The sequence below is a fragment of the Sphingopyxis italica genome, assembly GCF_011926545.1.
Classification (GTDB): domain Bacteria; phylum Pseudomonadota; class Alphaproteobacteria; order Sphingomonadales; family Sphingomonadaceae; genus Sphingopyxis; species Sphingopyxis italica.
The window spans coordinates 12,375-30,646 of sequence record NZ_JAATIT010000003.1; the positions used below are offsets into that span (position 1 = coordinate 12,375).

General features: G+C 66.7%; 13 protein-coding genes. 2 read left to right on the top strand and 11 right to left on the bottom strand.

Going from position 1 to position 18,272, the window contains the following annotated elements; translation table 11 throughout:
• Window positions 1-55 precede the first annotated feature (55 nt).
• Window positions 56-2,218 carry a molybdopterin-containing oxidoreductase family protein gene (locus GGR90_RS11310; protein ID WP_167921572.1) on the bottom strand — a complete coding sequence of 721 codons (2,163 nt, stop codon included), beginning with the start codon at window positions 2,216-2,218 and terminating at the stop codon, window positions 56-58.
• Window positions 2,215-4,158 (bottom strand): AMP-binding protein, encoded by a 1,944-nt coding sequence (locus tag GGR90_RS11315; RefSeq protein ID WP_167921573.1) that lies wholly within the window; start codon window positions 4,156-4,158, stop codon window positions 2,215-2,217. The genes GGR90_RS11310 and GGR90_RS11315 overlap by 4 nt, the downstream gene beginning before the upstream one ends.
• A gap of 222 nt (window positions 4,159-4,380) precedes the next feature.
• Here GGR90_RS11315 and GGR90_RS11320 point away from each other — a divergent pair, with 222 nt between their 5' ends.
• Window positions 4,381-6,612 carry a TonB-dependent receptor gene (locus tag GGR90_RS11320; RefSeq protein ID WP_167921574.1) on the top strand — a complete coding sequence of 744 codons (2,232 nt, stop codon included), beginning with the start codon at window positions 4,381-4,383 and terminating at the stop codon, window positions 6,610-6,612.
• Between the two features lie 41 nt (window positions 6,613-6,653).
• Here the strand turns inward: GGR90_RS11320 and GGR90_RS11325 are convergent, their stop codons facing one another.
• The 3 genes from GGR90_RS11325 to GGR90_RS11335 all read right to left on the bottom strand — a co-directional run bounded on the left by GGR90_RS11325 (window position 6,654) and on the right by GGR90_RS11335 (window position 11,122).
• Window positions 6,654-7,373 (bottom strand): TetR/AcrR family transcriptional regulator, encoded by a 720-nt coding sequence (locus GGR90_RS11325; RefSeq protein ID WP_167921575.1) that lies wholly within the window; start codon window positions 7,371-7,373, stop codon window positions 6,654-6,656.
• Window positions 7,374-7,552: 179 nt separating this feature from the next.
• Window positions 7,553-8,695, bottom strand: a complete 1,143-nt coding sequence (locus GGR90_RS11330; protein WP_167921576.1) for a CaiB/BaiF CoA transferase family protein — start codon at window positions 8,693-8,695, stop codon at window positions 7,553-7,555.
• Window positions 8,696-8,878: 183 nt separating this feature from the next.
• Window positions 8,879-11,122, bottom strand: coding sequence for a TonB-dependent receptor (locus GGR90_RS11335; RefSeq protein WP_167921577.1), 2,244 nt, complete (start codon window positions 11,120-11,122; stop codon window positions 8,879-8,881).
• Between the two features lie 176 nt (window positions 11,123-11,298).
• Here GGR90_RS11335 and GGR90_RS11340 point away from each other — a divergent pair, with 176 nt between their 5' ends.
• On the top strand, window positions 11,299-11,871 hold the full coding sequence (locus GGR90_RS11340) for a helix-turn-helix domain-containing protein (protein WP_167921578.1): 573 nt from the start codon (window positions 11,299-11,301) through the stop codon (window positions 11,869-11,871).
• Here the strand turns inward: GGR90_RS11340 and GGR90_RS11345 are convergent, their stop codons facing one another.
• The 6 genes from GGR90_RS11345 to GGR90_RS11370 are packed head-to-tail and all read right to left on the bottom strand — an operon-like array spanning window position 11,872 to window position 18,250.
• The gene (locus GGR90_RS11345; RefSeq protein WP_167921579.1) at window positions 11,872-13,482 is read right to left on the bottom strand and encodes an acyl-CoA carboxylase subunit beta; all 1,611 of its coding nucleotides are present in this window, start codon (window positions 13,480-13,482) and stop codon (window positions 11,872-11,874) included.
• A 3-nt stretch (window positions 13,483-13,485) separates the two neighbouring features.
• A complete protein-coding gene (locus GGR90_RS11350) occupies window positions 13,486-13,947 on the bottom strand; it encodes an acyl-CoA carboxylase biotin carboxyl carrier protein subunit (RefSeq protein ID WP_167921580.1) in 462 nt (153 codons plus the stop codon).
• Window positions 13,947-15,422 carry an acetyl-CoA carboxylase biotin carboxylase subunit gene (locus GGR90_RS11355; RefSeq protein ID WP_167921581.1) on the bottom strand — a complete coding sequence of 492 codons (1,476 nt, stop codon included), beginning with the start codon at window positions 15,420-15,422 and terminating at the stop codon, window positions 13,947-13,949. The genes GGR90_RS11350 and GGR90_RS11355 overlap by 1 nt, the downstream gene beginning before the upstream one ends.
• A gap of 4 nt (window positions 15,423-15,426) precedes the next feature.
• Complete coding sequence (locus tag GGR90_RS11360) at window positions 15,427-16,197, bottom strand: SDR family oxidoreductase (protein ID WP_342449932.1); 771 nt, start codon at window positions 16,195-16,197, stop codon at window positions 15,427-15,429.
• Window positions 16,198-16,199: 2 nt separating this feature from the next.
• Window positions 16,200-17,060: an SDR family oxidoreductase gene (locus GGR90_RS11365; RefSeq protein ID WP_167921583.1), complete on the bottom strand. Its 861-nt coding sequence runs from the start codon at window positions 17,058-17,060 to the stop codon at window positions 16,200-16,202.
• A complete protein-coding gene (locus GGR90_RS11370; RefSeq protein ID WP_245198639.1) occupies window positions 17,057-18,250 on the bottom strand; it encodes an acyl-CoA dehydrogenase family protein in 1,194 nt (397 codons plus the stop codon). Before GGR90_RS11370 ends, GGR90_RS11365 begins: the two co-directional genes overlap by 4 nt.
• Between the last annotated feature and the right edge of the window lie 22 nt (window positions 18,251-18,272).

Below are 18,272 nucleotides of genomic sequence, written 5' to 3' on the forward strand. Positions count from 1 at the left end.
TGAACTGACAAGCTCCCATCCGGGGCGTCGGCGAAAGTGCCGGCGTCCCGCCTTTTTATCCGGGCTGGTCCGACTTGTCCGTCCGGCGCACGACGTCGACCGGCACGTTCGACATCAGCGGCTGGCCCGAATAGCGGTCCCATATCTCGTCGTTCGAGATGAGGCGCGTCGTGTTGCTGCCAAGCTCGCGATAGTCGCCGTCCTGTTCGGGCAGCGCACCAAAGCCGAAGCTCATCGACACCGACCCCGGCCGCAACGCCTCGTCGGCATGCGCGATCCCCGCGATAGCGCCGCGATCGGATATGACATCGACGCTCTCGCCTTCCTCGATCCCCAGCTCCGACATGTCGCCGGGGTGGAGAAAGACCGGGTTATAAGGCCGTGCCGAAGGCGGCAGCGCGCCAACGAAGCTGCTGTTGTAAACATGCATCATGCGGCGGCACAGCAGGCTAAACCCGCGCGCCGGCTTCGCGCCAGAGGCAGCGTCCGCTTTCAGGTCGGCGATCATGTCGGGTGCCGCGAGATCGAAGCGGTGTTGCTCGCCCTCGCCTTCGCCGACGAAGACGGGATCGCCCGGGAAGATGGCGCCGCTCTCAAATTTGCGAACCTCGTCGAGCGCGACGCGCGAGCCTTCGCAGAGCTGCGCCAGCACCGCGTCGGTGCTCGGCTTCGCGTCCATGTCGACCGGGCGCGCCGGCATGCCCGCCAGTCCCGGCGCCACCGAGAGGCTGAGCCCCATCGCGCGCGCGAGCTCGTAGAAGAATTCCCATTCCTCGACGACGTCCGAGCCCGGCGGCGGATCGAGCAGTGCGGGCGAATATTGGGCATAAGGATCGGACTGGCCGTAGCCGGTGCCGTTGCGTGTCAGCCAGTCGAGTACCTGCGACGTCCCGGGCACCTCAAGCCAGATCCGCGGCGCGATGACGAAGTCCGCGACCCGCGCGGTGGCCGACATCCAGGGATCGATCTGGACGAGCAGGTCAAGCGCGTCCATCGCACGCAGCGTCTTTGCCTGGTCGGGCCAGGCGCCGACCGGGTTGCCGCCGCAACTGATGAGCGCGCGGACCGGCATCTTGCCTTCGCCGAGAATGAGGTCGGGCAAGGCGGCGGTCGGCATGCCCGCCGCCGTATTGCCGAGCGCGCGCACGCCGAGATCGGGGCCGAACGCATAGGCCGGGCCAAAGGGCCGCACCTGCGCGCGGGCGGGAACCGGCGCAGCGAGAGCGCCCGGATGACGCACACGGTCGCCCGCGCGCAGCCAATATCCGCACAGGGTGTGAAGATTGAGGAGCAGATATTCGATCAGGGTTCCGCGTCCCGACATATTGGGACCGGTGCCTGCCATGATATAGCCGCGCCGCGTACCGCCGAGGATCCGTGCCGCCGCGACGAGCGCATCGGGGTCGATCCCGGCGCGCGCGGCGACAGAGGCGACGTCGAATGCGGACACCGCTTCGGTGAGCTCGTCCAGCCCCTGCGCGTGCCGCGCGACGAACGCCCGGTCGAACAGATTCTCCGCGATGACGATCCGGATCATCGCGGCGATGATCGCGACATCCTCGCCCGCTTTCGCCTGCAGATGGATATGCGCGCGCTTCGCGACATCGCTGCGCCGCGGGTCGAGAACGATGAGGCGCGCGCCCGCGTCAAGGCGCTCGTTCAGCCATTTGCCGGGATTGCCATAAGGAAAGCCCGTGAAGCTGATCAGCGGGTTCGACCCGATCAGGAAAATCACCTCCGGATCGTCGAACCCGATCGCGGGCGCGTCCCAGTCGCCGTGCAGCGCCTGCGCGATTTTCTTGCCCGGCTTGTCGATCGTGCCGGGACTGAAGGCCATGGGGCTGCCGAGCGCGGCCATGAAGCCGCCGAAGAAAGGCATGGTCGCGGCCGACGCCGCGAAATAAGTACCAAGATAGCCGGCGATCGCTTCCCGGCCGTGCCGCGCGGCGATCGCCTCGAGGCGCGCGGCGATTTCGCCGATCGCGTCGCGCGACGCGATCGGCTCGAAACTCCCATCGGGCTTGCGGCGAAGGCTGTGGCGCAGCCGGCGCGGATCGGCGAGCAGCCTGCCCTGCTCGCGTCCCTTCACGCAGGTAAAGCCGCGGTAGACGGGATTGTCCTTGTCGCCGCCCACCTTGACGGCAACGCCGTCCTCGACTTCGACCTTCAGCGCACAGCCGTTGAGGCAGAGCCGGCAGAAGCTGTGGTGAAGCGTCAAGTGACGGCTTCCGCCCGCGCCTCCGCCGCAGCGGGTTCGACACGCGCCGAAAAGGCGAAGCCCTGGAGCACGGCGGACAGCCGCGCGCGCAGCGCCGCGTCGGCCTCGGCGATGCGCACGACGACGTCGGGCCGCGCCTTGCCGGTGACGATCTCTATGCCCACTATCTCGCCGTCATAATGCGCACCGAGCGCCGCGCCGACCGCGCGGCGGATCGCAAGTTCGCGCAGCGCCGGCTTGAAGATCTTGCCGACGGGCGTGAGCGGCAGGCCCGGCAGCACGACAACGGCAACGGGGCATGCGGCGCGCTCGGGGATGGCGGTCCGGCAATATTGGACCAGCTCGGCTTCGTCGACGACGGCGCCGGGCGCGGCCTCGACGAACGCGAGCGGGAGCTCGCCCTTCTCGCGGTCGGGAAGCCCGACCGCGGCGGCGAGGAGAATGTCGGGGCGCCGCACCAGCGCCTCCTCGATCAGCGCGGGGTCGATATTATGGCCGCCGCGGATGATCACATCCTTGGCGCGGCCGTCGATCCACACGAACTGGTCCGCGCCGACACGGCCGAGATCGCCCGAAGAGCCCCATGCGCGGCCGCCCGGGCCGCTCTCGACAAAGAATTGCCGGTCGGCAGCGGCATCGACATATCCGAGCGCAAGGCACGGACCCGAGCCGATGATGACCCCCTGCTCGCCGGGCGCCATTTCGCGCACGAAGCGATTATGCTCGTCGACCTCGACCGCCTTGATGTCGTGCCAGGGCGTGCGCACGCCGACCGAACCGATGAGCGGGGGCATGGCGTTCGGCATGCAACCAAGAAAGCCGTGAAATTCGGTCGCGCCCCAGACTTCGCGCAGCTCGATCCCGAAGCGCTCGGGAAAGGCGCGCCCAAGTTCGAGCGGGATGGTGCTGCCGCCCGAACTGAACGTCCGGATCGGATGGCCTTCATGGTCGGCGCCCGGGCTCGCATGAAGCGCGGCCGCCGTGGTCGGCGTCGCGATGAGCGACGTGATCCCGTGTGTCTTGACGATCGGCCAGAAGTTGCCGACGACCCCGCGGTCGCGAAAGCCCGCGGGACTGAGCAGGACCACCGTCTGACCGAGTACCGCAGCGCGCAGCGCAAGCATGAGCATGCCGCCGACGTGGAACAGCGGCATGCCAAGCCCGATGACCTCATCTTCCTCGGCCCCCATCACCGCGCCCGCGATCCAGCCGCTCAAGGCCATTCCGCCTTGGGTGAGGCGCGCGAGCTTGGGAACGGCGGTGGTGCCGCCGGTGGGCAGATACATGGCCTCCGAGTCCCATTTCCCTTCGGGCTCGAAATCGAGCGCGTCGCCGTTTCGACTCTCGATTGCGCCGGAAAAGTCGGACGCGGGATCGTCGCCGCCGACAAGGAAGACATGATCGAGCCCCGGCACCGCCGCGACGATGTCGGCGAGATGGTCGGCGGCGCTCGGACCGTGCGCGGTCGTGGTCACGAGCGCGGTGGCGCCAACGGCCTTCAGGATCGAGATGACGAGCGCGGGCTCGAGGTGCGGGTTGATCGGGTTGACGACGCCAGCCGCGGTCGCGCCCCAGGCGGCGACGAGCGCCTCGGGGACGATGGGAAGCATCAGGGCGACGACGCTTCGCCGATCGCCGGCAAGATGGTGAAACAAATTGGCCGCCGCGGTCGACTGGCGAAGATAGTCGCCATAGGTCAATGTCGCATCGACATCGCCCGAGCCGCCGGGCGCGAGCGCGACGATCGCGGTCTTGGCGGGGTCAATGCTGGCTGCCGCGGCGAGGCAATCATAGACGGTCTCGCCGGCAAGGACCGACCGCGCGGGCACCGACTCGATGGCTTCGACATCGGCGATTCCCTCGATCCGGCCGCGCATGAAGGGCGAGCCCGGCCCGGCTCCGGCAACCCAGCCCCGGCTTTCCCGTCCCGTCGAACCCATTTCACTCTCCCGAATCGTGTGGTGCGGACCATCATCTTGCCGTTGCGCACTCGTTAATGAGTTTAATTTCAACAGCAAATCTCCGGGCAAATTTGCATAGAATCCCCTAGAAAGCAAGCCGTTCGGCAAAGAGATAAACTACTTGACTTTTTTTCCGCTCGGCAACAATCTCCTTAATGAATTCAATTCACCGCCGCAGAGCGGTTAGCTAGGGGAGAGAAAATGCGGCACGGCTTCAAGGCATGGTTGGTTTGCAGCACCGCGGCGGCGGCCGCTTTGTGGACGCCGGCGGCGCTCGCTCAGGAGAGCGGCACCGACAGCGGCGAGACCCAGTCCGAGGCGGCGACGACGGCGCGCGGTGCCGCGGCCGCTCTCGAGTCCGAAGACATCGTCGTGACCGCGCTCAAACGCTCGGACAATCTCCAGACCGTCCCCGTCGCGATCTCGGCCTATGGCGAAGAGCAGCTGCAGGCGATCAACTTCCGCGACATCGGCAGCCTCGGCTTCACGATGCCGAACGTCGCGCTCGACGATAATGGCACGTCGAAGGGCTATGCGAACTTCTCGATCCGCGGCATCGGCGTGAACAGCTCGATCCCTTCGATCGATCCGACCGTCGGCCTTTTCGTCGACGGCGTCTACCAGGGCATCAACGCGGGCCAGGTCTTCGACAATTTCGATCTCGAGGCGGTCGAAGTGCTGCGCGGTCCGCAGGGCGTATTGTTCGGCCGCAACGTGACCGGCGGCGCGATCCTCGTGCGCACCCGCAAGCCCACCGACGAATTCGACATGCGCGGCCGCATCGCGGTCGAGACGGGCCTGCGCGTCGTCGCCGATGCCTCGGTCTCGGGGCCGATCATCGAAGGCAAGCTGCAGGCGAAGATCGCCGCCTATTACAGCTATGACAATGGCTGGTTCACGAACCTCTTCGACAATAGCGAGTTCGGGAAGGACCGGCAGTTCATCGTCCGCCCGATGCTTCGCTTCACGCCCTCGGACAATGTCGAGGTCCTGCTGCGCTATGAGCATGGCGAGGCGAACGGCGATGGTCCGGCAACGCAGAACCATGCGCTCTATTCGCGCGACTCCCACGACTTCCTCGTCAACGACCGCGGCTTCTTCCACAACAAATGGGACTCGCTCACCGGCGAGATCAACGTCGACGTCGGCTTCGGCGACGAAGGCACGATCACGAACATCGCCGGCTGGCGCCGCTTCAAGGGCGACACGCTGTCGGACCTCGACGGCGTGAATACGGTGCAGTTCAACATCGGCACCTTCACCGACCAGGAGCAGTTCAGCAACGAGCTCCGCTACGCGGGAACCTTCGGGCGCCTCAAGCCGACCATCGGCGTCTATTATTTCACGCAGGACCTCACCTATCTCGAGGACCGTACGCTGGCCGGCGGCGCGGTCCGCCGCGCGGGCGGCGGCATCGGCACCTTCCAGACCTTCGGTGCCTTCGGCGCGGTCGACTGGGAGTTTGTCGATACGCTGACCCTCAACCTCGGGCTTCGCTACACCTGGGAGAAGAAGGAGGTCGAGATCGCGACCGTGCGCGCGGGCGGCGCCAATTACCCGGCCCGCACGATCGTTGCCGACTTCCTCAGCGAGAAGAGCTGGAACGATCTCTCCCCCAAGATCGGCCTCCAGTGGCAGCCGAGCAACCGGACGCAGGTCTATGGCTATTTCGCCAAGGGTTTCCGCAGCGGCGGCTACAACTTCCGCAACACGCTGCTCGGAGCGCCTCCGGGACCGTTCGATTCGGAATCGCAGGACGCCTATGAGTTCGGCGTGAAGCAGCGCATCCCGGGCGGCCGCGTCAGCCTTGCGGTGTTCCAGAACACGATCAAAAATATCCAGCGCGAAGTGCAGGTGCCGGTCGTCGGCGTCGGCATCGCGCAGCTGATCCAGAATGTCGGCACCGCGCGCGTGCGCGGCTTCGAGGGCGAGGTGCAATTCTCGCCCGTCGACAATTTCGTGCTCTCGGGTCAGGTCGGCTATACCGACGGCAAATATACGTCGCTCCTCGTCGACCTCAACGGCGACGGCGTGATCAACGCGACCGACTTCTCGCTGAAGCTGCCGCGCCAGTCGCCCTGGACCTATGGTGCGAGCGCCACGCTCGATATTCCGATGAGCACGGGGGTCGTCTCGGCGCGCGTGTCGTTCAACCACCGCGACCCGGCGTTCCACACCGACAACAATCTCGGCTTCTACAAGGCGGTCGACCTCGTCGACGCCAATCTGAGCTACACGCTCGACGATGGGTCGGTGACGTTCAGCGTCTATGGCAAGAACCTCACCAACGAGACGACCTATGGCAATGACGCCGTCCTGCCCGACACCCCCGCGTTCGGCGGCGACGGTCCGGCGGGCCCGCGTCCCTTGCCGACCTTTTCGCCGCTCGGACGCGGACGCGTGATCGGCGGCGAAATCAGGTTCAATTTCTGACGGACCGCCGCCGGCGCCGGCAGTTGGGGAACTGCCGGCGCCTAGCGCGCCTCGATCCGCGCGATCGCCGCTTCCATCCGTTCCATGCGCGCCGCCATATCGTCGGCGCCGGCCGCGCCGACCGACACCGGCTGCATGCCGCGGAACACCACCGCCGTGATGCCGTCGGTGGTCTCGTCCACCGAGAAATCCCCTTCCTCGCGCAAGAAGGCCCAGGTCTGGTGCTCGATCGCGCCGAAGATCATGTCGCGCAGCAGCGGAAGCGATAGCGCCCCGTCGATCTCGCCCTTCGCATGGGCTTCCTTGAGGACCTGCATCACCCCCGACACGAAGGCGCGGTTCAGCCGGTAAAGCCGAAGATTCTTGTAATCGGGGTCGGGCCTTAGTTCCATCAGCACGAAGCGCGTCAGCGCGGGCTCGTGGCGGATGATCGAGAGCGCGCGGCGGATCGTGCGGCGGAGCCGCTCCTGCGTACCGGCGACATGGGCAACGTCCTCCTGCTGCCCGAGCAGTTCCTCGAACCAGCTTTCAGCGACCTTGATGAAGAGATCGCGCTTGTTCTCGAAATAGCGGTAGATGGTCCCCTCAACGACCCCGGCGCGCTCGGCGATATCGCTGATCACGCAATTCTCGTAGCCGCGTTCCGCGAGAAGCGCGCGCGCAGCGGCGATGATTTCGGCGATGCGCCGCTCGGGCGGGAGGCGGTTGGCGGGACCGCGGCGCGGCGCGCGCGGCGCCCTGGCAGGCTGTAAACTCGTCATCCCCTACCTATGACGCGCGCCCCGGACCCTGTCGACCGCTTTGTAATGAACTGGCCTCATTAGACCGCCAGCCGCTTTTCCCGTGAAATGGGCGATAGTCCGACACGCCGAGGCACTCGACGGTGACGCTGGTTCAGTGAGCGTCCGGTCGAGGCCGGACACGCCCGCCATCGTGCCGCTCAGCCGAAGGCGCCGCCGGCGCGGCAGGCGTCGCGTTCGCTTTCGGCGACGCCCCAGTCGTGCAGGATCGCGTCGGTGTCGGTCCCGGGCGCGACCGGCGGGCGCGGGGGCCCCGCGGGCGTTCCGAGGAAACGTGGCGCGGGCGCGGGCTGCGCGACACCGTCCACATCGACGATCGCGCCGCGCGCGCGGTTATGCGGATGCTCGCGCGCTTCTGCGAGCGTCAGAACGGGCGCGAAGCAGGCATCGCTTCCCTCGAGCAGGTCGCACCATTCGGCCTGGGTTCTTGTACGGAAGGCGTCGGCGAGGCGGAGCCGAAGCTCGGGCCAGGCCTTGCGGTCGTTCTGCGAAGGGAGGTCCGCTCCGGCCAATCCCATCTTATCGACAAGGATAGCGAAGAATTTCGGTTCGACCGGGCCGATCGCGACACGGCGGCCGTCGGCGGTTTCATAGGTGTCGTAAAAGGGGGCGCCGCCGTCGATGAGGTTGGTGCCGCGCCCGCCGCCCCAGGCCCCCATCTGGGAGAAGGCATATTGCATGGTCAGCAGATGGTTGACGCCATCGACGATCGCGCCGTCGACGACCTGCCCTTTCCCGCTCGCCCGCGCGCTTGTCAGGGCCGCCAGCAGGCCGATCACGAGGTAGAGGGAGCCGCCCCCGAAATCCCCGACGAGATTGAGCGGGATCGTCGGCGGCGCGCCTTCGCGGCCGATCGCGTCGAGCGCCCCCGTGATCGCGATATAGTTGATGTCATGGCCGGCGCTCGGCGCAAGTGGGCCATCCTGTCCCCACCCGGTCATCCGGCCATAGACCAGCGCCGGATTTTCGGCCTCGAAGCTCTCGGGGCCGAGCCCGAGCCTCTCCATCACGCCGGGACGGAAGCCTTCGATGAGCATGTCGGCGCGCCCGATCAGCGCCCGCGCGACGCCGAGGCCTGACGGGTTCTGCAGATCGATCGCGATCGAGCGCTTCGAGCGTCCGAGAAGATCGTAACGGGTCGGAAAATCGACCCCGAGACCCGATTTGCCGGTGCGGTCGATACGGATCACCTCGGCGCCGAGATCGGCGAGCAGCATACCGCAAAAGGGCGCGGGACCAATACCCGCCATCTCGACAACACGGCATCCCGCCAGCGGCCCCATCACACCATCCTCACATGTTAACTGATTTACTAAATCAGTCTTTGCGATGAAATCCGGGGCCGTTGCAAGCCCTAATGACGGGGTAAGGGAAAGCTTTGTCCTACAGGGATCCGGGGCGACGAATCCGCGCCGCGGCTCCGCCGGGAGCGACCCGCCACCGGCGGGTCGCTCTCCAGCCGTCGATCACATCGACCAGCCGACCGTCAGCCCGTAAGTGCGCGGAGCGCCGGGGTAGCCGACGAGCTGCCCCGGCAGCGCGAGCACGGTGCGCCGATAATATTTGTCGGTCGCATTCATCACGAAGGCGCTCACCCGGAAGTCTCCGATCCGGGCGGTCGCGCGCAGGTCGAGCAGGCCGTAGCTCGGCTGGACCGCGAGCGGCGTCGTCGTCCCGTAGATCGCATTGCCTTCGCCCGGCTCGAAAAAGAACTGGCTGAGCAAGGCATAGTCGGCGCGCAGCTGGAGCGAGTTGTCGCCGCCGAACGGGATCGTCCACTGCGCCCCGGCATTGACCGAGTGCACCGGCGCCCGCACGAGCCGCGTGTCGGAAAAGTCGGTCGTCGCGTTGAACGGGAAGCTCTTATATTTGGCGTCGGTATAGGCGTAGCTCAGATTGGCCTCGAAACGGTCCGAAGGCCGCGCGACAAGTTCGAGCTCGAAGCCCTTGATCTCGCTCGTAGCGGCATTGGTGATCAAGGTGGCCGCGCCGCCGCCCGGAACCGCGACGACGCGCAGCACCTGGAGATCCTTATAGTCGTAATAATAGGCCGAGCCGTTGAAGGTCAGGCGGCGATCGAGAAGCTGGGTCTTGAAGCCCACTTCATAGGCATCGAGGCTCTCGGGCTCGAACACGACATTCGCCTGCGCGGCGGAGAAAGGCACATATTGGAAGCCCCCCGACTTGAAGCCCTGATTGTAGCTGGCGTAGAAATTGAGGTCGCGCGTCGGCTGATAGGACAAGGTCACGCGCGGATCGAACGAACTGAACTTGCCGCCCTGCGCGGTCGTGAAATTGGCGGCGACCAGCGGGATGCCTGGCGCGGTGGTCGTGCCGCTCGACACCGCGTCCTTGTCGTCCTCGGTGTAGCGCCCGCCCAGCGTCAGATCGAGCGTGCCCGTGATATGCACCGTCGCCTGCGCGAAGGCGGCGAGGCTCTTGGTCTGGTAGCGCGTCGCCGCGACGTCGGTCTGGCGCGCGCCGGTCAGCGCGAACTTGACGCTGTCGGCGCCGAAATTGAAGGTGTCGACGCGCGTGCTGCGGTCGTCATAATAGAAGCCGCCGACGATCCAGTCGACCGCGCCGCCGAAGGACAAGGGCCCGCTCGGATCGGACGCGAAGCGGATTTCCTGTGTGAACTGCTTGCTCCGCTCGTCGCTCACCTGCTGAATGACGTCGAGCGAGGTGTTGTCGAAATCACGGTCGTCGATCGCGCGGTTGTGCCGATAGGCGGTGATCGAGGTGAGCGTGCCGAGGCCGAGATCCCAATCGATCTTGCCGCTGAAGGTCTCGACATTGCGATCGAGCAGATTGTCGCGGTCGGTGCGCTCGGTGTAGCGGCCGGGCGACTTGACCGGGACCACGCCGGCGCGCGCGAAGAAGACCGCGTTCGGATTGACGATCGTGCCCTCGCTCTTGCCCGAGAAGGAGTAGCCGTCGTCGCGCAGCAGCTCGCCGATCAGGCTGATGTGAATGTCTGCGCTCGGCTCGAAATCGAGACGCAGCCGCCCGCCATAATTGTCGATGCCCTGGGCATGGTTGCCGGTCTGCGGGTTCTTCATATAACCTTCGGAGAAGGTCCGCCAACCGGCGATGCGCCCCTTGACCGTGTCGCCGAGGAGCGGTCCCGAGACCGCGGCGAAGACATTATAGGCATCGAAATTGCCGAAGCCCGCCTCGGCTTCGGCCGCGAAGCTGTCGGTCGGCCCCTTGGTGATGACGTTGATCGCGCCGCCGATGGTGTTGCGGCCATAGAGCGTGCCCTGCGGCCCCTTCAGCACCTCGATGCGTTCGATATCGCGGAGCGCGCCGAGCGTGCCCGCGGTGCGCCCGAGATAGACTTCGTCGACGAACACGCCGACCGACGCCTCGGAGCCCGCGTCGAACTGGCGGCTGCCGATGCCGCGGATATAGAGCTGCGGCCGGGTCGCGCCGGCGCTGCCGCCGTAGAAGCCGGGAACGCGCGGAGCGATCTGGGTCAGGTTGATGATGCCGCTGCCTTCGAGCTGCTCACTCGAAAAGGCCGAGATCGAGACCGGCACGTCCTGGAGACGCTGCGAGCGCTTCTGCGCGGTGACGATGATCTCGCCCGGCGCGATGACGCTGCCGGTTTCGGTTTCGGTTTCGCTGTCCTGCGCCATCGCGGGCGCGGCGCCGAGCAGCGCCAGTATCAGGATGGACGCGCCTGCGCCCCGGATCGCCTTTTGCATTATCTCTCCCTTCCCGCCGGCGTCGTTGGCCGGCCTCGTGTCGGGCCGACCGTTCGCTGGCCCGCCTCGGCATCGTGCTAACTGCAGAATCAAAATAATGCAAGAATTGAACAATCAAATTATTTCACTGTTGAAACTTTGCGCTTCATGGCACAGTCACCGCCGGAGAGGGTTTCATGGCAAAGCAGGAAAAATCGGGACAGCAAAGCGTCGGCCGCGCCGGCGCGGCATCGGCAGATGAGGCCCGCGGCAACGACCCACGGCGCTCAAGCCTCGGGGATCTCTTGTCTTTCTACTATCCGATGCACTACCGGATCGGGATCGACGTCGAGACGGTGATGGGCCAGGGGCGCATATCGCGCAAGCAGGGCACGATCCTCTGGCTGATCCATTCGCGCGGCGACAAGGATGGGTGGCTGCGCCGCAAGCTGATCGAAGAGCGGCTCTCGGCCTGGTTCGAAATCAGCAATTCGAGCGTGTCGAACCTCCTGCGCGAATTGACCCGGCCGCCGCTCGAGCTGGTAAAGCAGATCGAGAACCCGACATCGGGACGCGAAAAGCTCGTCTGCCTGACCCCCAAGGGCCGCGCCTTTCTCGATGAGTCCATCCGCCAGTCGATTGACTATCTCGGGCGTCATCTCGAGCATGTCGACCAGACGCAACTCGATCGCGGCATCCAGTTCTTCAAGCTCGCCTTCCAGCCGCTCAGCAGCGATGCGCCGCCGCCGACACCCGAAGGCGCCGGCTGATCACATCCTGAAGACGCCATAATGCGCCGGATCGTCGATCGGCGCATTCAGCGCCGCCGATATGGCGATGCCGAGCGCGTTGCGTGTCGCGACCGGATCGAGGATGCCATCGTCCCACAACTCGGACGTCGCATGCCATGCACTCGCCTTGTCGGCATATTCGGCGAGGATCGGTTCACGGATCGCTGCCGCCTCGGCTTCGCCGAGCGTGCGCTCCTCGCGCGCGAGTTGGCGCATCTTGACCTCAGTGAGCACATTCGCAGCCTGTTCGGCGCCCATCACGCCGACCTGCGCATGCGGCCAGGAGAAGAGGAAGCGGCTGTCGAACGCCCTGCCCGCCATCCCGTAGGTCCCTGCCCCGTAGCTCGCATTGGCGTTGACCGTGAACTTGGGCACGCTCGCGCCCGAGACCGCCATGATCATCTTGGCGCCGTCCTTGGTGATACCGCCGCGCTCATAGTCGCGCCCGACCATGAAGCCGGTGATATTCTGAAGGAAAAGCAGCGGGGTGCGGTCCTTGTCGCAAAGCTGGATGAAGTGCGTCCCCTTGAGCGCGCTCTCGGAGAAGAGCACGCCATTGTTGGCGAGGATGCCGACCTTGTAGCCCCAGATGCGCGCGAAGCCGCAGACGAGCGTCGTGCCGAAGGCGGGCTGATATTCATGGAAGCGGCTGCCGTCGGCGATCCGCGCAATCACCTCGCGCATGTCGAACTGGGTGCGCGGGTCGCGCGGCAGGATACCGTAGAGCTCCTCGGGGTCATAGGCCGGGGGCTCGGCGGCCGCTTTGTCGATCCGCGTCTTCGGCCGCGGCGCGAGCGAGGCGAGGACCTCACGCGCCAGCGCGATGGCATGGGCCTCCGACGCCGCGGGATAATCGGCGACCCCCGAGACGCTGGTGTGCATGTCGGCGCCGCCGAGCTCGTCGACGCTCACCACCTCGCCGGTCGCCGCCTTGACGAGCGGCGGCCCGCCGAGGAAGACCGCGCCGGTTCCGCGCACGATCACTGAGTAGTCGCTGAGCGCCGGGATATAGGCCCCGCCCGCAGTGCAATGCCCCATCACGATGGCGACTTGCGGCACCGCGAGTTTCGAGAGGATCGACTGGTTCCGGAAGATGCGCCCGGCATGATAGCGGTCGGGGAAGAAATCGGCCTGGAGCGGCAGAAATCCCCCGGCGCTGTCGCACAGATGGACGACGGGAAGCCGGTTCTCGATCGCGATGTCGAGCGCACGGACGATCTTCTTCACCGAGTGCGGATACCAGGCGCCGCCCTTCACCGCGGGGTCGTCGGCCCGGACCATCACCTCGCGGCCGCCGACGATGCCGATCCCGGTCAGCTGGCCCGCCCCGGGCACCTCGCCCCCATAAGCGCGGCCTGCCGCCAGGGTCGAAAGCTCGAGGAACGGCGTGCCGGGGTCGAGCAAGGCCGCAAGCCGCTCGCGAAGCCCCATCTTCCCCTGCCGCGCAAGCCGCTCGCGGTCCCGTTCCGGCCGGTCCTCGCGCGCGCTGCGCTGCCGTTCGGCGAGGTCGGCCGCAATGGCGCGGTGGTGCGCGGCATTGGCCGCAAAGTCGGCCGAGGCCGTCGAAATCCTGCTGATGATGCGCCGCATATGTCAGTCCTTCGGCGTGATGGTGGCGAGCGGCGCGCCGCGATCGAACCCCTGTCCGGCCGCGACCTGGAGCGCGAGCGCACCGTCCGCCGGGGCACGGAGGGTCGTCTCGAGTTTCATGCTTTCGATCACGAGCAAGGGATCGCCCTCGCAAACCTCCTGCCCCTCGGATGCGATAAGACGCACAACGAGGCCCGGCATGGGCGCCGCCACGATATTGTTGGCGCCGGCGGCGCCGGCCGCTTCATGAAAGGCGACGGGGTCGACCCAGACAAGCTCATGGATTTGGCCGCCAAGATGGACCCAAAGCCGGTCACCGTCGCGCGCATAGGCGACGGGCCAGCGATCGCCGCCAACGTCGAGCCCGTCCGCCCCCAGCGAAACGAGACGGCCATCGGCCAGCCTCGGCCCCTTCGACAGCGAAAGCGGGGCGATCATGTCGCCGATGCGCAAATATCCCTGCATCAGTTCCGCCACCTCCCCATCGCAGCGTGCATCTCCGGCACCGCCTCGAGCGCTGCCGCGACGTCGGGAACGGCAAGCGCCGCGAGCGCGCAAAGCGCGTCCAGCGTCTCGGCGCTCGGCGGCGGCTCGCCAGCCAGCCCGGCTTTCTCCGCGATGAGCCCCGTATGCATGCGCCCCGCCGCGACATCGGGATCGGCGAGCAGGCGGCGGAGATAGTTGATGTTGGTGGTCACCCCGAGGAGGGTGAGGCGCGCGAGCGCGCTGTCCATCGCGGCGAGCGCTGCCGCGCGATCGGCGCCATGGACGATGAGTTTTGCGATCATCGGGTCGAAGGCGGCATGCACCCGTTCGCCTTCGACCAGGCCGGCATCGAAGCGGGCGCCGGCGGGCGGCACAAGGCGAAGCACGGGGCCCGTGGTCGGCGTGAATCCCGCCGCCGGGTCCTCGGCATAGATACGCACCTCGATCGCATGGCCTTCACGAAAGAGACCATCCTGCCCCACCGGCAGCGGAGCCCCGGCGGCAATTGCGAGCTGCTGTTCGACGAGATCGACGCCGGTGATCATCTCGGTGACCGGATGCTCGACCTGGAGCCGGGTGTTCATCTCGAGAAAATAGAATTCGCCGCCGCCGCCATAGATGAACTCGACCGTTCCCGCGCCGCGATAGTCGCAGGCGCGGGCGATGCCGGCCGCCGCCTCGCAGATGCGCTGGCGCTCGGCTTCGTCCAGCGCCGGCGAGGGAGCCTCCTCGACGATCTTCTGGAAGCGGCGCTGCAGCGAGCATTCGCGCTCGAAAAGATGGAGCGCGCCGCCCTTGCCGTCGCCGAGGACCTGCACTTCGATATGGCGGGGTTTTTCGACATAGCGCTCGATGAACAGGCGCCCGTCGCCGAAATAGCGCTCGCCTTCCGACCGGGCGGTCGCGATCTCCTCTTCGAGCGTATCGAGATCGCGCACGATGCGCATGCCCTTGCCGCCCCCGCCCGCCGAAGGCTTGATCAGCAGCGGCGCGCCGACCGCGCGCGCATGCGCCGCAAAATTTCCGGGGTCGTCTTCCTCGATGACCGACGGCGCGACGGGAAAGCCGCGCTCCGCAACGAAGCGGCGGGCCGAGATCTTGTCGCCCATGAGATCGATCGTCTCGGGCGCTGGGCCGATCCAGACGATCCCCGCTGCCTCGACCGCGCGCGCGAAGGCGGCATTTTCGGAAAGAAATCCATAGCCCGGATGGATTGCGCCGGCGCCCATCGCCCTGGCCGCGGCGATGATCGCATCGCCGTCGAGAAAGGCCGCGACGGGAGTGTCGCCTTCGATCATCATCGTCTCGTCGGCCAGCGCCATGGCCGGAGTCCGCCCGTCGACAACGTGCGCGACCAGGAGCGCGCGCAGCCCTTTCGCCTTCACGGTTCGCAGGATGCGCGCCGCGATCTCGCCGCGGTTGGCCACGAGCACGCTGTCGAAAGGATAGGTCATGGCGTCACCGCGAGCCGGACGGGACGGGCAGGTCGCCGAGGCGCATGCCGCCGTCGCAGTCGAGGATCGTGCCGGTCACATAGCTCGCGGCATCGCTGCACAAAAAGGCGACGGCATCGCCGACGTCGCTGCCGCGGCCGAAATAGGGAAGCGCGAGCGCCGCCTGCACGCGATCGGCGAGATCGCCCTCGCCCGTCAGCCGCGCCAGCCCTTCGGTATCGGCAATCGGGCCCGGCGAGACACCGTTTACCCGAATACCGTGAGCGCCCCATTCGAGCGCGAGGCATTTGGTGAGCATATCGACGCCCGCCTTGGCGGCGCAGGCGTGCGCCTGGTTGCGCATTGCGCGCTGCGCCTGCGGCGCCGACACGGCGACGAGCGAGGCGCCCGGCCGCGTAAGATGCGCAAACGCGGCCTTGAAGACGTTGAAGGTGCCGATGAGATCTATCTCGACGACGGTGCGAAAACCGTTGGCTGACATCTCCTCGGCGGATGCGAAGAAATTTCCCGCGGCGCCCGAGACGACGATATCGATTCCGCCGAGGTGGCGCGCCGCCTGCCCGGCGACATCCTCCATCGCGGCCGCGTCGCGCACGTCGCCCGCGATGCCGATCGCGTCGAGACCGTCGGCGCGAAGCCCCTCCGCTGCCGCCGCGATGCGCTCGGGCGTCCGGCTCGCGACGGCAAGGCGCGCGCCCTGCTCGCCGAGCCGTTTCGCGATCGCGAGATTGATTCCGCTCGATGCGCCCACGACGAGCGCCTTCTTACCCGACACATTCACTGTTCCGTTGTTCCTCGATCATAGGGGCTGGGACGATGGGTCCAAAGTTCGCCCGAAAGCGCGCCGCCACCGTCGATGACCAGCGTTGCCCCGGTCACGAACGACGCAGCCGGGCTTGAAAGAAAGGCCACCGCCTGCGCGACCTCCCAGGGGTCACCCGACCGACGCTGGGGATTGGCGTTCGCAAAACCGGCACGGGCTTCGTCCGGATAGACGTCGAGACCCGGCGTCTCGATGAGACCGGGGGCGATGCAATTGACGCGGATCGCGTTGGGCGCCCATTCGACTGCCGCCGTCTTGCTCGCGTTGATCACCCCCGCGCGCGCGGCGCTGCTGTGAATGATGCCGGGCATGCCGCGTTCGTTCGACGCGACGATGTTGACGATCGACCCCGGCCGGCCCGCGCCGATCCAGTGCGTCGCGGCGGCCTGCATCATGAGCCAGCTACCGGTCAGGTTGGTCTCGACAACCGCGCGCCAACCCTTGGGAACGATGTCCGCGGCGGCCTGCGGATATTGCCCGCCGGCGTTGTTGACGAGGGCATCGAGCCATCCGAATCGGCCGGTGACGGCATCGAACAACCGCGCCACCGCCTCTTCGTCGCGGATATCGGTCGGCATCCAGAGGAGGTCGATCCCGTGCGCCGTCATGTCGGCGGCGGCCTGTTCCAGCCGCTCGGCCGAGCGCCCACAGATCGCGACACGCGCGCCAAGCCGGCCGAAGAGCCAGGCGATCGCCATGCCGATGCCGCTCCCGCCGCCCGAGACCAGCACCGTCCGGCCGGCGAAGAGATCGGGAGCGAGCGCATGCGGCTCGCGCGCGAGCCGGCTCGCCGCAGTGCGCGCGGCGCCGCTCATTTGAGAAGATCGGCCGCGATGATGAGCTTGCGCACTTCGGTCGTTCCGGCGCCGATCTCCATCAGCTTGATCGAACGGAAGAGCCGGTTGATCTCGCTTTCCCAGATATAGCCGGTGCCGCCATGGATCTGCACCGCCTCGTTGAGAATGCGGTTGGCGGTTTCCGCGGCATACATCACCGACGCGGCGGTGAGCGCATGGATGCGTCCGCGCCCGCCCTCACCGTGCGCGATGGCCGTACATTCGGCGAGAACCTGATAGGTGAAGCTGCGCATCGTCTCGATCCAGACGAACATGTCGGCAAGCTTGGCCTGGATCATCTGGAAACCCGCGATCGGCTGACCGAACTGTTCGCGCGTCTTGGCATGTTCGATCGTGAGTTCCAGCGCGCGCTCGCAGATGCCGAGCATGATCGGCGAGATGATCGCGCGCTCGAGGTCGAGACCGCTCATCACCACCGCGACCCCCTGATTTTCCCCGCGCAGCCGGTTGGCGGCGGGAACGCGGCACTCTTCGAAGACAAGCTCGGCGGTCTGGCTGCCGCGAAATCCCATCTTCTTGAGCTTCTGTGCGACCTTGAACCCCGGAGTGTCGGTTTCGACGACGAAGGCCGATATGCCCTTGGGACCCGCCGCCATGTCGGTCTTGGCGTAGACAAGGACCGCGTCGGCGACGGGCCCGTTTGTAATATAGATCTTGCCGCCGTTCAGGACATAATCGTCGCCATCGCGCCGCGCGGTCGTGCGCATCGAGCCGAGCGCGTCGGATCCGGCACCCGGCTCGGTGAGCCCCAGCGCCCCGATCCACTCGCCGCTGAGCAGCTTCGGCAGGAAGCGCGCACGCTGCTCGTCGCTGGCATTGGCATAAACGTTGCCGAGACAGAGATTCTCGTGGACCACCCAGGCGAGCGCAAAGGCGTGGTTCGAGCGCGCGAACGCCTGGGCAACGAGGCCGGTGGTGAAGATGTCGGCGCCGGTTCCGCCTAGCTCGGCGGGCACGCTGATCCCGAAATAGCCAAGGTTGCCGAGCGACCGAAACATCGCGTCGGGCCACCATTCCTCATCGTCCATCCGGGCCGCGAGCGGCCTCAGCTCCGAGCGGGCAAAACGGTCGGCTTCGTCGAAGATCTGCTGATGCTCGGGCGATAGCGCCGTGCTCCACGGCGCCATATCGATTGCATGGCTGGCCAAAATCTTCTCCCCGATCCGTCTT

Bases quoted from the DNA above. Each gene is read 5' to 3' on its own strand.
- GGR90_RS11335 (WP_167921577.1), bottom strand. From the start codon at position 11,122: ATGCAAAAGGCGATCCGGGGCGCAGGCGCGTCCATCCTGATACTGGCG.
- GGR90_RS11365 (WP_167921583.1), bottom strand. From the start codon at position 17,060: ATGAGCGGCGCCGCGCGCACTGCGGCGAGCCGGCTCGCGCGCGAGCCG.
- GGR90_RS11330 (WP_167921576.1), bottom strand. From the start codon at position 8,695: ATGGGGCCGCTGGCGGGATGCCGTGTTGTCGAGATGGCGGGTATTGGT.
- GGR90_RS11320 (WP_167921574.1), top strand. From the start codon at position 4,381: ATGCGGCACGGCTTCAAGGCATGGTTGGTTTGCAGCACCGCGGCGGCG.
- GGR90_RS11315 (WP_167921573.1), bottom strand. From the start codon at position 4,158: ATGGGTTCGACGGGACGGGAAAGCCGGGGCTGGGTTGCCGGAGCCGGG.
- GGR90_RS11350 (WP_167921580.1), bottom strand. From the start codon at position 13,947: ATGCAGGGATATTTGCGCATCGGCGACATGATCGCCCCGCTTTCGCTG.
- GGR90_RS11345 (WP_167921579.1), bottom strand. From the start codon at position 13,482: ATGCGGCGCATCATCAGCAGGATTTCGACGGCCTCGGCCGACTTTGCG.
- GGR90_RS11355 (WP_167921581.1), bottom strand. From the start codon at position 15,422: ATGACCTATCCTTTCGACAGCGTGCTCGTGGCCAACCGCGGCGAGATC.
- GGR90_RS11340 (WP_167921578.1), top strand. From the start codon at position 11,299: ATGGCAAAGCAGGAAAAATCGGGACAGCAAAGCGTCGGCCGCGCCGGC.
- GGR90_RS11325 (WP_167921575.1), bottom strand. From the start codon at position 7,373: ATGACGAGTTTACAGCCTGCCAGGGCGCCGCGCGCGCCGCGCCGCGGT.